The 13,116-nt window shown below is 75.0% G+C and carries 11 protein-coding genes; 9 read left to right on the forward strand and 2 right to left on the reverse strand.

Going from position 1 to position 13,116, the window contains the following annotated elements; translation table 11 throughout:
- Genes ACF073_RS33820 through ACF073_RS33840 form a run of 5 tightly spaced genes read left to right on the forward strand, consistent with a single transcriptional unit; the run spans position 1 to position 8,247 of the window.
- A complete protein-coding gene (locus ACF073_RS33820; RefSeq protein ID WP_392075277.1) occupies positions 1-4,887 on the forward strand; it encodes a beta-ketoacyl synthase N-terminal-like domain-containing protein in 4,887 nt (1,628 codons plus the stop codon).
- Positions 4,884-5,204 (forward strand): acyl carrier protein, encoded by a 321-nt coding sequence (locus tag ACF073_RS33825; RefSeq protein WP_392075278.1) that lies wholly within the window; start codon positions 4,884-4,886, stop codon positions 5,202-5,204. Before ACF073_RS33820 ends, ACF073_RS33825 begins: the two co-directional genes overlap by 4 nt.
- Positions 5,205-5,207: 3 nt before the next feature.
- Positions 5,208-6,005, forward strand: a complete 798-nt coding sequence (locus ACF073_RS33830; protein ID WP_392075279.1) for an alpha/beta fold hydrolase — start codon at positions 5,208-5,210, stop codon at positions 6,003-6,005.
- Positions 6,002-7,183 carry a glycosyltransferase gene (locus ACF073_RS33835; protein WP_392075280.1) on the forward strand — a complete coding sequence of 394 codons (1,182 nt, stop codon included), beginning with the start codon at positions 6,002-6,004 and terminating at the stop codon, positions 7,181-7,183. Before ACF073_RS33830 ends, ACF073_RS33835 begins: the two co-directional genes overlap by 4 nt.
- Positions 7,180-8,247, forward strand: a complete 1,068-nt coding sequence (locus ACF073_RS33840) for a class I SAM-dependent methyltransferase (protein WP_392075281.1) — start codon at positions 7,180-7,182, stop codon at positions 8,245-8,247. Before ACF073_RS33835 ends, ACF073_RS33840 begins: the two co-directional genes overlap by 4 nt.
- A gap of 43 nt (positions 8,248-8,290) precedes the next feature.
- Here ACF073_RS33840 and ACF073_RS33845 read toward each other — a convergent pair whose 3' ends face one another.
- Positions 8,291-9,361 carry a YbhN family protein gene (locus tag ACF073_RS33845; RefSeq protein WP_392075282.1) on the reverse strand — a complete coding sequence of 357 codons (1,071 nt, stop codon included), beginning with the start codon at positions 9,359-9,361 and terminating at the stop codon, positions 8,291-8,293.
- Between the two features lie 259 nt (positions 9,362-9,620).
- On the opposite strand from ACF073_RS33845, the gene ACF073_RS33850 reads away from it, so the two are divergent.
- Positions 9,621-10,265 (forward strand): DedA family protein, encoded by a 645-nt coding sequence (locus tag ACF073_RS33850; RefSeq protein ID WP_392075283.1) that lies wholly within the window; start codon positions 9,621-9,623, stop codon positions 10,263-10,265.
- Positions 10,266-10,291: 26 nt separating this feature from the next.
- Here the strand turns inward: ACF073_RS33850 and ACF073_RS33855 are convergent, their stop codons facing one another.
- Positions 10,292-10,831, reverse strand: a complete 540-nt coding sequence (locus ACF073_RS33855; RefSeq protein WP_392075284.1) for a gamma carbonic anhydrase family protein — start codon at positions 10,829-10,831, stop codon at positions 10,292-10,294.
- A gap of 111 nt (positions 10,832-10,942) precedes the next feature.
- Here ACF073_RS33855 and ACF073_RS33860 point away from each other — a divergent pair, with 111 nt between their 5' ends.
- From ACF073_RS33860 to ACF073_RS33870, 3 genes are all read left to right on the forward strand, one after another.
- Positions 10,943-11,707 (forward strand): acyltransferase, encoded by a 765-nt coding sequence (locus tag ACF073_RS33860; protein WP_392075285.1) that lies wholly within the window; start codon positions 10,943-10,945, stop codon positions 11,705-11,707.
- Positions 11,708-11,913: 206 nt separating this feature from the next.
- Positions 11,914-12,486, forward strand: a complete 573-nt coding sequence (locus ACF073_RS33865; RefSeq protein WP_392075286.1) for a helix-turn-helix domain-containing protein — start codon at positions 11,914-11,916, stop codon at positions 12,484-12,486.
- Between the two features lie 43 nt (positions 12,487-12,529).
- Positions 12,530-13,087, forward strand: a complete 558-nt coding sequence (locus tag ACF073_RS33870) for a YbaK/EbsC family protein (protein ID WP_392075287.1) — start codon at positions 12,530-12,532, stop codon at positions 13,085-13,087.
- The last annotated feature ends 29 nt before the right edge of the window (positions 13,088-13,116 follow it).

Consider the following 13,116-nt stretch of genomic DNA (forward strand, 5'->3'; position numbering starts at 1 on the left):
ATGACGGACCGTCAAACGCCTGTCGCCATCGTCGGGATGGCGGTGCTGCTGCCCGGCGCCGGCGGCCTGGACGCCTACTGGCGCAATCTGCGCGACGGCGCCGACGCCATCAGCGAGGTCCCCGCGAACCGCTGGGACGCCGCGTACTACCGGCCCGGCACGGGCACCGGACCCGCCGTCGCCGCCGGCCAGGTGTACTGCCGGCGCGGCGGATTCGTGGACGGCCTGGCCGAGGTGGAGGTCACCCGGCACGGCATCATGCCCGCCTCGGTGCCCGGCACCGAACCCGACCAGCTCATCGCCCTGGAGGTGGCCGCCGCCGCGCTCGCCGACGCGGGCGGCACGCGACGGCTGCCCGAACGGCACCGGATCGGGGTCGTCCTGGGCCGCGGCGGCTACCTCACCCCCGGCCTGGCCCGCCTCGACCAGCGGGTGCGCACCGCCGGCCAGCTCGTGCGCACCCTCGGCGAGCTGCTGCCCGACCTGACACCCGGCCAACTCGACCGCGTCCGCACCGCGTTCACCGACCGGCTCGGCCCCGACAGCCCCGACGCCGCGATCGGCCTCGTCCCCAACCTCGCCGCCTCCCGCATCGCCAACCGCCTCGATCTGCGCGGCCCCGCCTACACCGTCGACGCGGCCTGCGCCTCCTCCCTGGTCGCCGTCGACCACGCGGTCACCGCGCTCGGCACCGGCCGCTGCGACCTGATGCTGGCCGGGGGAGTGCACCACTGCCACGACATCACCCTGTGGAGCGTCTTCTCCCAGCTGCGCGCCCTGTCCCCGACGGAGCGCATCCGCCCCTTCCACCGCGAGGCCGACGGCATCCTCATCGGCGAGGGCACCGGCGTCGTCGTACTGAAACGGCTCGCGGACGCCGAACGCGACGGCGACCGCGTGTACGCGGTGATCCGGGGCACCGGCGTGGCGGGTGACGGTCGTACCGCGGGGCTCGTCGCACCCGATCCGGGCGGCCAGACCCGGGCCGTGCGCCAGGCATGGCAGGCCGCCGGACTCGACCCCGCCGCACGCGGCTCGGTCGGTCTGCTGGAGGCCCACGGCACGGCCACACCCGCCGGAGACGGCGCCGAACTGAGCACGCTCGCTGAGGTGTTCGGGCCGGGAACGGGCTACGGCGAGGACGAGCGGCCGGTGCTCGGCTCGGTGAAGTCGATGATCGGCCACACCATGCCGGCGGCGGGGGTGGCGGCCCTGGTCAAGGCCGCCCTCGCCCTGCACCACCGCACCCTCCTGCCCACCCTCCACTGCGACGACCCGCACCCCGGCCTCGCCGCCACCCGCTTCCGGACCCTGGACCGCGCCCGGCCCTGGGAGACCGGCACCGGGCAGCCGCTCCGGCGGGCCGGGGTGAACGCGTTCGGCTTCGGCGGGATCAACGCGCACGTGGTGCTGGAGGAGACGCCGTACGGTCGCCCCGCCGCTCACCCCGTTCCCGTGACCGCTCCCCGTGAGCGGGACGGATCCGCCGTCGCGCGGGTCACGGAGCCCGAGCGGGTCCTGCTGCTCGCGGCCGGCGACACGGCCGCGCTCACGGCTCTCCTCGGCGGCGACGACCCGGCCGTGCGCGCCGCCGGACTCGACCCCGCCGGGCCGCACACCGGGGCCGGCCCGGCCCGGCTCGCGGTCGTGGACCCCACCGCCAAGCGCCTCGCCCTGGCCCGGCGCGCGGTCGCCAAGGGCCGCGCCTGGCAGGGCCGCGGCGATGTGTGGTTCCGGCCCGCCCCGCTGCTCGGTCGGGCCGGCGGCGGGCTGGCCTTCGTCTTCCCCGGCCTGGAGGCCGACTTCGCGCCCCGCACCGACGACATCGCCGCCCACTTCGGCCTGTCCCCGGTCACCGGCACCGGCCCGGACGTCCAGGTCGGCGACATCGGCCGGCACGGCTTCGGTGTCGTCGGCGTGGGCCGCCTGCTGGACCGGGCGCTGCGCCGGATGGGCGTCGTACCGGACGCGGTCGCCGGGCACAGCGTCGGCGAATGGACCGCCATGGCCGCGGCCGGGGTGTACTCGGCCGCCCAGGTCGACGCCTTCATGGCCGGGTTCGACCCCGACTCGCTCACCGTCCCCGGTCTCGTCTTCGCCGCCGCCGGCACCTCCGCCGCCCAGGTCCGCGCCGCGCTCGCCGGCGCCTGGGCCGGCTCCGGGATCGTGCTCTCCCACGACAACGCGCCCCGCCAGTCGATGGTCTGCGGCCCCGGGCCGGCCGTGGAGGGGTTCGTCAAAGCCCTCCGTGCCGAGGGCGTGCTCTGCCAGGTGCTGCCCTTCCGCTCCGGCTTCCACACGCCGATGCTGGAACCCTTCCTCGCCCCCATCAAGGAGGCCGCCGAGAGTTTCCGGATCCACCCGCCGAGCGTGCCCGTGTGGTCGGGGACGACCGCCGCGCCCTTCCCCCGGGACGAGCCGGCGGTCCGTGACCTGTTCGTCCGGCACCTGCTGGAGCCCGTCCGCTTCCGCGAGCTGACCGAGGCCATGTACGCCGCCGGCCACCGCGTCTTCGTCCAGCTCGGCCCCGGCCGGCTTCCCTCCCTCATCGGCGACACCCTCGGCGACCGCGACCACCTGGCCGTCGCCGCCAACGCGCCCCATCACAGCGGACTGGCCCAACTCCGGCGCGCGGCAGCCGCGTTGTGGACGGCCGGGGCCGCCGTCGCGCCCGCGGTGCCCTCCCGCACCCCGGCGGACCGCCCGTCCGGTGTCCGCCCGCCCGTCCGCCTCGACCTCGGCAGCGCCCTGGTGTCCCTGGACGGCCCGGCCCGGGAGGCACTGCGCGCCGAACTGCTGCCGAGCGGCGGGGACCTACGGCCGGATCACCGGATCCCGCGTGCCCCCGCGCTGGACGACCTCGCCGTTCAGCACCCGGTCGCCGCCGAACTGACCGCCCTCCTGCGGGACACCGCGCACACGGCGGCGGAGCTGATCGCGGCGGGCCGCCGGCCCGCCGACCGAAAGCCCCCCGCGCCCCCCGGCGGCCCCCCGACCGCCGCCGCCGTCACCCCAACGGCCCCCGCCCACGCGCCCACCGCGACGCCGACGGCTCACGCCACGACGACCACCGCGACGCCGATGGCTCACGCCACGACGACCACCGCGACGCCGACGGCTCACGCGACGACCACCACCCCCACGCCGACGGCCCATACGATCACCCCCACCGCCGCGACCTCCGCAGTGACGACAACACCCCCCGTACCCCCCGCGCCCGCAGCGCCCGCAGCACCCGCGGCGCCCGCAGCACCCGCGGCGCCCGCGGCACCCCCCGTCCCCGCCACCCCCCTAGGCACCACCACCACCCTCCACGTCTCCCCCCGCACCATGCCCCACCTCCTCGACCACTGCTTCTTCCCGCAGCGCCCCGGCTGGCCCGAGCTGGCCGACCGGTGGCCGGTGGTTCCCGCGACCACGATCGTCCGGCACATGATGGACGCGGCGGAGGCGGCGGCCCCCGGACTGCACGCCGTCGCCGTGCACGGCGCCCGCTTCGACCGCTGGCTCACCGCCGTCCCGGCCGTCGACGTCCCGGTCACCGTCACCCCGGCCCCCGGCCGCCCGGACCGGGTCGCCGTCACCTTCGGACCCACCGCCCGCGCCGAGATCGAACTCGCACCGCACCGGCCCGCACCGCCTCCGCCGAGCCCCCGCCCGGACGCGCCCGAACGCCGGCCCGAGCACACCGCCGCGCAGGTCTACCGCGACCGCTGGATGTTCCACGGCCCCGGCTTCCAGGGCCTGACCGAGCTGACCGCGATCGGCGAGCGGCACATCCGCGGCGTGATCACCACCCCCGCGGCACCCGGCGCCCTGCTGGACAACGTGGGCCAGCTGCTCGGCTACTGGATCATGGCGACCCGCACCGAGCGGACCGTCGTCTTCCCGGTGCACCTGGGCGAGGCGCGGTTCCACGGCCCGCACCCGGAACCCGGCACCGCCGTCCACTGCCTGCTGCGCGTCACCTCCCTCACGGACACCGTGCTGGAGGCGGACGCGGAGCTGACCGTCGGCGGCCGGGTGTGGGCCCGGCTCACCGGCTGGCAGGACCGCCGCTTCGACAACGACCCCACGACCCGGCCCGTCGAACGCTTCCCCGAACGCCACACCCTCGCCGCGGCCATGCCCGGCGGCTGGGCGCTGGTGCACGAGCGCTGGCCCGACCTCGCCTCGCGCGAACTGATCATGCGCAACTCGCTGGGCGGCGCGGAGCGCGCCGGGTACGCGCAGCACCCGCCGCGCGGGCGCCGGCAGTGGCTGCTCGGCCGGATCGCGCTCAAGGACGCCGTACGGCAGTGGCTCTGGCGGCACGGCGAAGGGCCCGTCTTCCCGGCGGAGATCCGGGTCGGCAACGACGAAGCGGGCCGCCCCTTCGTCACCGGCGTGCACGGGCGCACCCTGCCCGCGCTGGACGTCTCCCTCGCCCACCGGGCCGAGGCGGCCGTCGCGATCGTCCGCCCGCACCGCCCTGGGCCGGGACCCGGCAACGGCATCGACATCGAGGAGGTCACCGACCGCGACCCGGCGACCCTCGCCATCGCGCTCGGCCCGGCGGAGCTGCGGCTCCTGCGCGCCCGGTGCGCGGACGGCGGCGACCCGGAATCCGTGTGGTTCACCCGGTTCTGGGCCGCCAAGGAGGCCGTCGCCAAGGCCGAGGGCGTCGGATTCGACGGCCGCCCCCGGGACTTCGCCGTACGGGAGGCAGCCCCGGACGGCAGCCGGCTGCTCGTCTCCGGCCGCCTCGAACGCGCCTACACCGTGCACTGCGCACCCGTGACCAACCCGCCCGCCCTGCCGGACCGCCGCTATGCGGTGGCCTGGACGACCGGGCCCGCGGCCGACGATCGACAACACGACGCAGCAGCCGAGGAGTACGCCCGATGAACCCCACCCAGCCGGCTCCGGCGCAGCCCACCGCCGACACCGTGCTCGCCGACATCAGCGTCCTGCTCCGCACGGTCCTCGCGGAGTACGGCGACGACGACGTGGTGATCAACATGTCCACCACCTTCAACCGCGACCTCGAACTGGAGAGCATCGACCTCGTCACCCTGGCGGGTCTGCTGGAGGAGCGGTACGGACAGCGGGTCAACCTCGCCGAGTTCCTCGCCGGCATGGAGTTCGACGAGATCATCGAGCTGACCGTCGGCCGGCTCGTGGAGTACGTGGTGTGGAGCCTGAAGAACACCGAGGCGGGCTGAGCCATGGCGATGGTCGACGCCGGCGGCATCCGGCTGCACGTCCAGCGGACCGGTCCCGCGGACCACGGCCCGCACCCCACCATCGTCCTGGTGCACGGCCTGCTCACCGACAGCCTGGCCAGCTACTACTTCACCGTCGCGCCCGCGTTCGCGGCGGCCGGGCTCGACGTCGTCATGTACGACCTGCGCGGCCACGGCCGCAGCGAACGCCCGCCGCACGGCTACACCCTGGACCACAACATCGACGACCTGGCGGCCCTCCTCGACCGGCTGGACGTGACCGGGCCCGTGCACCTCGTCGGCAACTCCTACGGCGGCACCGTCGCCTTCGGGTACACGGCCCGCCACCCGGGTCGCGTGGCCAGCCTGACCCTGATCGAGTCCGAACCGGCGACCGCCGCCTGGGCCGGGAAGCTCGGCGGCATCCTGCGCCGGGTGGTGACCGAACTCGCCCACAACGAGTCCGACGCGATCGCCTGGATCACCGCCCACCGCGGCCACAACACCGCCCGTCTCGCCAAGGGCGCGGCCCGGCTGGCCCGCGAGACCACCCTGGGCCGGGACATCCCGGCCAGCCGGGTCCTCACCGAGGCCCAGATCAGGGCCGTACGCTGCCCGGTCCTCGGCGTGTACGGCGGCGACTCGGACCTGGCGGACCTGGTGCCGGCGCAGCGGCGGCTGCTGTCCGACTTCCGCGCGGTCGTCCTGCCGGGGCACGAGCACTCGGTCCTGGTCGAGGCGCCCGCCACCGTCGGCGGCCACATCCTGGACCTGGTGCGGGCGGGGGCGGGAGTCCGGTGAGCGGGTTCCTCTTCGTCGTCCCGCCGCTGACCGGGCACATCAACCCGGCCGTCGGTGTCGCCGCCCGCCTCACCGCCGGCGGCCACCGGGTGGCCTGGGTCTGCGCCGACCCGGTGCTGGTACGGCGGCTCGCGGGCCCGGACGCCACGGTGTACGGGTGCGCGGGGCCGGTACCGGGCACCCCGGGCGCCGTACGCCCGCCCGACCTGCGCGGCGCCGAGGCGCTGCGGTTCCTGTGGGAGGGGTATCTGCTGCCGCTCGCCGACGCGATGGCGCCCGGGGTCCGGGCGGCCGTCGCGGCGGCCCGCCCCGATGTGGTCGTCGCCGACCAGCAGGCCTTCGCCGGCGCCCTGGTGGCCGAACGGCTCGGACTGCCCTGGGCCACCTCGGCCACCACCTCGGCCGAGTTCACCGGCGCCTACGACGGAATGCCCAAGGTCGCCGACTGGCTCGGGCAGCGCCTCGCGGAGCTGCGCACCCGGATCGGCGACCCGGCGGGCACCGCCGACCCGCGCTCCTCACCCCATCTGCTGCTGGTGTTCAGCACACCCGAACTCATCGGCCCGCAGGCGCCGTTGGCACCGCACATCCACTACGTCGGCCCGTCGCTCGCCGGCCGTCCGGCCGGTCCCGGCTTCCCCTGGGAACGGCTGGACACCGGCCGGACCAAGGTCCTGGTGACGCTCGGCACGGCCAACGCCGACGCCGGCGGCCGGTTCCTCGCCCACTGCCTGGCCGCCCTGCGGGACCGCGCCGACCGGATCCAGTCGGTGATCGTCGACCCGGGCGGCACCCTGCCCGCCGCACCCGACGACAAGGACGTCCTCGTCCTGCCGTCCGTACCGCAACTCCCGCTGCTGGAACGGGCGGACGCCGTCGTCTGCCACGCGGGCCACAACACCGTGTGCGAGGCCCTGTGGCACGGCGTCCCGCTCGTCGTCGCACCCATCAGGGACGACCAGCCGGTGGTGGCGGGACAGGTCGTGGACTCCGGCGCGGGCGTCCGGGTCAGGTTCGGCCGGGTCACCGCGGCCCGGCTCGGCGAGGCCCTCGACACCGTTCTGCACGATCCCGCCCACCGGGCCGCCGCCGCCCGGATCCGTGCCGCGTTCCGCGCGGCGGGCGGCGCCCAGGCCGCGGCGGCCCACCTCGAACGCATGGCAGCGGAGGCCCGATGAGCGACGCCCGTGACAAGACAGCCCGCATCGCCGCCCTGCGCCCCGCCTACCGGGCCGACCTGGCCGCGGGCACCGACCGCTTCTTCGCCCCCCGGCGCACCACCTGCCCCTGGTGCGCCTCCGGCCGGCTCACCTCCCGGCTGCGCACCACCGACCTGCTCCAGCACAAACCCGGCCGCTTCGCCCTGGACCGCTGCGCCGACTGCGGCCACGTCTTCCAGAACCCCCGGCTGAACGACGACGGTCTCGAGTTCTACTACCGGGACTTCTACGACGGCCTCGGCGAGCAGCGGATGAGCGGCACCTTCGGCGGGCGCGGCGCGATGTACCGGGGCCGCGCCGAGGCGATGCTGCCCCACGACCCGGCGCCCAAGACCTGGCTGGACGTCGGCACCGGGCACGGCCACTTCTGCGCCAGTGCCCGTACGGTGCTGCCCGGCACCTCCTTCGACGGGCTCGACTTCACCGACGGCGTCGAACTCGCCGCCCGCGAGGGCCGCGTGGCCAACGCCTACCGCGGCGCCTTCCCCGACCTGGCCCCCGAACTGGCCGCCCGCTACGACGTGGTGAGCATGTTCCACTACCTGGAGCACAGCACCGACCCGGACCGTGAACTCCGCGCCGCCCGCCAGGCGGTACGACCCGGCGGCCACCTCCTGATCGAGGTACCGGACCCGGAGAGCCGCTACGCCCGGCTCCTCGGCCGCTGGTGGCTGCCCTGGCTCCAGCCGCAGCACCTGCACTTCATGCCGGTCGGCAACCTGCGCCGCCGGCTCACCGAGCTGGGTTTCACGGTGGTCGCCGAGCAGCACGCCGAAGCCCATGACCCGGTCGATCTGCTCGCCGCCGTCTGGCTCGCGCTCGACCACACCGCCCCGCGCGAGGACGCCCCCTGGCTCGCCGAACCGCCGGGCGCCCGCCGCCGCGCCGCACGCACCGCGCTCCTCCTGGCCGGCGTCCCCGCGCTGCTCGCCGCCACCCTCCTGGACCGCCTCGCGCTGCGGCCCCTCTCCCACCGCCTGCACGTGTCCAACGCCTACCGTCTGGTGGCCCGCCGCACCTGAACCGGGGCGCCCCGGCCGGTACCCGAGTCGGCGGGACACCCGCTCACAACGCCTTCCCCCGGATCAGCGCGGACAGCACCAGCGCTCCCGGCACCAACGGCACCCAGTCGGTCAGCACCCGGTACCCGATCACCGTGGCCGTCGCCGCGGCGGGCGCGGCGCCGAACGTGACCAGCGTCCACACCAGCGCGGCGTCGACCGCGAGCCCGCCCGGCGCGGGCACCGCCCCGACAGCCGTGCCCGCCGCCAGGCAGGCGAGCACCACCTGCTCCCAGGGCAGCCCGAGCCCCAGCGAGGCCCCGACACAGGCCAGCGTGCCCGCCTGCACCAGCGGCATCGCGACCGCCCCGCCCCACAGCGCGAGCACCCGGGCCGGCCGGGTGTGCACCAAGCGCGCGTCGGCGACGGCGGCCCGCAGCAGTCCGGTCACCGGCCGCCGCAACGGCCGTACGACCGTCAGCAGCACCCCCGCCACCGCCAGCGCCCCGCCCGCGACCGCGGCCAGCGGCACCAGCAGCCGGCCGTCCGGTATCAGGTCCCCGAGGCGACGCCAGGCGGGCGACGCCGCGAGGAACACCAGCAGCACCACGGTCTTCGCGGCCGACCTGGCCAGCGAGTACAGCCCGATCGACGCGGTCGCCCGGTCGAGCGGTACGCCCTGGGCGCGCAGGAAGCGCAGGGTGACGGCGTGGGCGCCGAGCCCGCCGGGCAGCGCGTGGTTGGCGGCGCCGGCGGCGAACTGCGAGGCCAGCAGCAGCCCCGGCGGCAGCCGGTCGGACAGGGCGCCCTGCCGTACACAGGAGGCGGCCACCCAGCTCAGACAGGTGAGGCCGGCTCCCGCCAGCAGCCACCAGGGGTCGGCCGCGACCAGGCGCCTGACCCCCTCGTACACCACGGGCCGGTTGGCCGCGGCCCAGCCGGCCGCGAGCAGCAGCGGCGCGAGGCAGAGGGCGAGCCGTACCGGCCGGCCGGACATCCAGGACACCGGGCTGGCCGGCGCCGCGGACCCCGGGCAGGCGACGGGGACGGGCCCGGGGGCGGGGGCGGGGGCGGGGGTCTTCGGACAGGGGCGGGGCGCGGGGGTCAGCGAGCGGGACGGGGACAGTGAGGACACGGGGACGTCGTCCTTCCGCGGCGGGTCCCACGACAGGACCTGGGGGAGGCGGGCGGGGCGAACCGCGTGGGAGCCTTCCCCTCCCGCGTGACACGGGGATGTCCGAAAACGTAAGGCGTGAGGGCGGGACGGTGCCGTCGCGCGGGCACGGGCAAGCGGCCGTTCACCGACGACCAGGTAGCCTTCCCTTGGGGCGTGCTGCGCATGCGACGGCCCGGAAAGCCGGAGAACAAGCTCAGCGACAGGGGAGGAACCGGCAGTGCACGTCCAGGAATGGCTCGACTCGGTGCCTGCGGCAGCCGTCTACGCCTTGGTCGCCCTGGTGATCGGTCTGGAGAGCCTGGGCATCCCGCTGCCGGGTGAGATCGTCCTGATCTCCGCGGCGCTGATGTCCTCCCAGCACTCGGGCATCAACCCCGTCATTCTGGGCGTCTGCGCCACCGCGGGCGCGGTGATCGGCGACTCCATCGGGTACGCCATCGGCCGCAAGGGCGGACGCCCGCTGCTGGCCTGGCTCGCCCGGAAGTTCCCACGCCACTTCAGCGAGGGCCATGTGGCCACCGCCGAGCGCTCCTTCGAGAAGTGGGGCATGTGGGCGGTCTTCTTCGGCCGCTTCGTCGCCCTCCTGCGCATCTTCGCCGGCCCCCTCGCGGGCGTGCTGCACATGCCGTACTGGAAGTTCCTGACGGCCAACGTCCTCGGCGGCGTCTGCTGGGCCGGCGGCACCACCGCCGTCATCTACTACGTGGGTGTCGTCGCCGAGGACTGGCTGAAGCGCTTCTCGTACCTGGGCCTCGCGATCGCGGTCCTGATCGGCCTTGCCTCCATGCTGATCATCAAGCGCAAGGCGAAGAAGGCCGGGTCCGAGCAGCGGGAGGCGGAACCGGTGGGTGCCCGGGACTGAGGCGGGCGACAGGCTCCCCTTTTTTCCTACGGCCGCTCCTCCTGGTGCACGTCCTTGTGCGCCTTGCCCAGCTCCGCGTACAGGGTGCCGTTGAGGACGACCCCGTCCTTCTCCTCGTCGGTGAGGCTCCGCTTCACCTTCGCCGGCACCCCCGCCACGAGCGACCCGGGCGGCACCACCATCCCCTGCGGCACCAGCGCCTGAGCCGCGACCAGCGACCCCGCGCCGATCACCGCCCCGTTGAGCACGGTCGCGCCCATGCCTATCAGGCAGTCGTCCTCCACGGTCGCCCCGTGCACCACCGCGTTGTGCCCGACGGACACCCGCTCGCCGATGCTCACCGGAAACCCGGGATCGGCGTGCAGGGTGACGTTGTCCTGCACATTGGCCTGCGCCCCGACGGTGATCTTCTCGACATCGCCGCGCACGACGGCCCCGTACCAGACGCTGGCGCCCGCGCGCAGCGTGACGTCCCCGATCACGGAAGCCGTGGGCGCCACGAACACGTCCGGATCGATCCGCGGCTCGTTGCCCCCGATGCCCACGATCAGCGCCTGCTGTGTCATCACCGTCTCCTCGTGTCCGTGTGAGTACCCCGCACGGTACGGCACAGGGTGGGGCAAAGATCACAGCAGCCCGCACTCTCGCCCGAGGCGACCGCTGAGTAACGTGAGCCCGTGCCGAAGCGCAAGAACACGTTCTCATCCTGGCGACGGGGTCTCGCCCAGCGGGCCGTACACACGGCCTGGTCCTGGGCGCAGCGCACCGGGTCGGTCACGGCCGAGCATCCCGCGGGGTTCCGTTTCGGCGCCATCGGCGAAGCCACCCGGCTGGCCTTCCCGCTCGGCACGGTCTTCGGCGAACCCTGGATCCGGCTGGGCTCGCACTGCATCATCGGCGAGCAGGTCACCCTCACCGCCGGCCTGATGCCGGACCTGGATCTCGGCCCGGACCCTATCCTGCGCATCGGCGACGGCGTGGTCCTCGGCCGCGGCAGCCATGTCATCGCGGACACCACGGTCACCATCGGCAGCGACTGCTACTTCGGCCCGTACGTCTACGTCACCTCGACCAACCACTCCTACGACGACCCGCACCAGCCCATCGGCAGGCAGTGGCCGCGGATGGAGCCGGTCGAGATAGGGCCGGGCTGCTGGATCGGCACCGGCGCGGTGATCCTGCCGGGCGCGCGGATCGGGCGGAACGTGGTCGTGGCGGCCGGGGCGGTGGTCCGCGGTGCGGTGCCCGACCACGCGGTGGTGGCGGGGGCGCCCGCCCGGGTCGTACGCCGCTGGACGCCGGAGGACGGCTGGCAGCCGCCGCTGCGGACCCCGGCTCCGGTCCCCATCCCGGACGGCACCACATCGGATCAGCTGCGGGCGCTGGCGGAGCTGGACGAGGACGCGGTGGCGCGGCTCGCCGCGCTGGAGCCCGACAGCTGACGCGGGCCGGCTCGGCCGCTCGCCGGCGGCACCCTGCGTCCCGACCGGACCGGCCGCGCACGCGCACCACGGCCGGGGCCCGCCTCGCGCCAGTCACGGGCGGCCTCGCAGTACAGTTCGATGAACGATCGGGTGCACCGCACCGTAGTTCACTCCACTGAACTGTACTGACAATCATATTGAACTTCCCGGATATTGGACACAACGTGTCGGACCTCGAACTCCTGACCCAGTCCCTGGCGCGCAACGTCAAGCACTGGCGCGCGGTGCGCGGCTTCACGCTGGACGTGCTGGCCGCCCGGGCCGGTGTCAGCCGCGGCATGCTCATCCAGATCGAGCAGGCCCGCACCAACCCCAGCATCGGCACGGTCGTCAAGATCGGCGACGCGCTCGGCGTCAGCGTCCCCACGCTCCTCGACTACGAGCAGGGCCCGAAGGTCCGCGTCGTCCCCGCCGAACGGGCGGTACGGCTGTGGCACACGGAGGCCGGCAGCTTCAGCAGGCTGCTCGCCGGCACCGAGGCGCCCGGACCGCTGGAGATGTGGGACTGGCGGCTGATGCCGGGGGAGAGCAGCCCCTCCGAACCGCACCCCGGCGGCACCGTCGAGCTGGTCCATGTCACCGCGGGCGAGCTGACGCTCACCGTGGAGGGCGCGGAGTACCGCGTCCCGGCAGGCGCGAGTGCCTCCTTCGAGGCCAATGTCCCCCACCTGTACGGCAATCGGGGCGAGGTGCCGATGGAGATGGTCATGGCCGTGTCCGTGCCGCCCGTGCCCTGAGACACCGGCACGGCGGGCGGGCGAACCTTGCTAGCGTGCGGCCATGCGCGCACCCATCGGACACTTCGACACCGCCGCCCCCGCACCGGACCGCCTGGACGAGCTGACCGCGCCCGTCGCCGCCGCGGTGCGCGACTGGCGGGGCGCGACCCCGGCCGACCTGATCGTCTACGTCGACACCGACCCGCGCTGGGCCGACACCGCCACCTTCGTCGAGCACTACGGCCGCGACCTGCTGGAGCAGTCGGCCAACTGTGTCGTGGTCGCGGGCAAGCGGGGCGGCGAGACCACGCTCGCCGCCTGTCTGGTGCTGTCCACCACGCGTGTCGACGTCAACGGTGCCGTCCGGCGCCAACTGGGCGCCCGCAAGGCCTCGTTCGCCTCGATGGAGACGGCGACGGGGGAGACCGGCATGGAGTACGGCGGCATCACCCCGGTCGGGCTGCCGGCGGGCTGGCCGGTGCTGGTGGACCCGGCCGTCGTCGACCTGCCGTACGTCCTGGTCGGCAGCGGACGCCGGCGCGGCAAGCTCCTGGTGCCCGGCAAGGCCCTCGCCGAACTGCCCGGCGCGGTCGTCCTGGAGGGCCTGGGCGTCGCCTGACGGCCGGACGAGGCGGTGCGGGCCGGGTG

Source organism: Streptomyces sp. NPDC015171 (assembly GCF_043079545.1).
Lineage (GTDB): Bacteria > Actinomycetota > Actinomycetes > Streptomycetales > Streptomycetaceae > Streptomyces.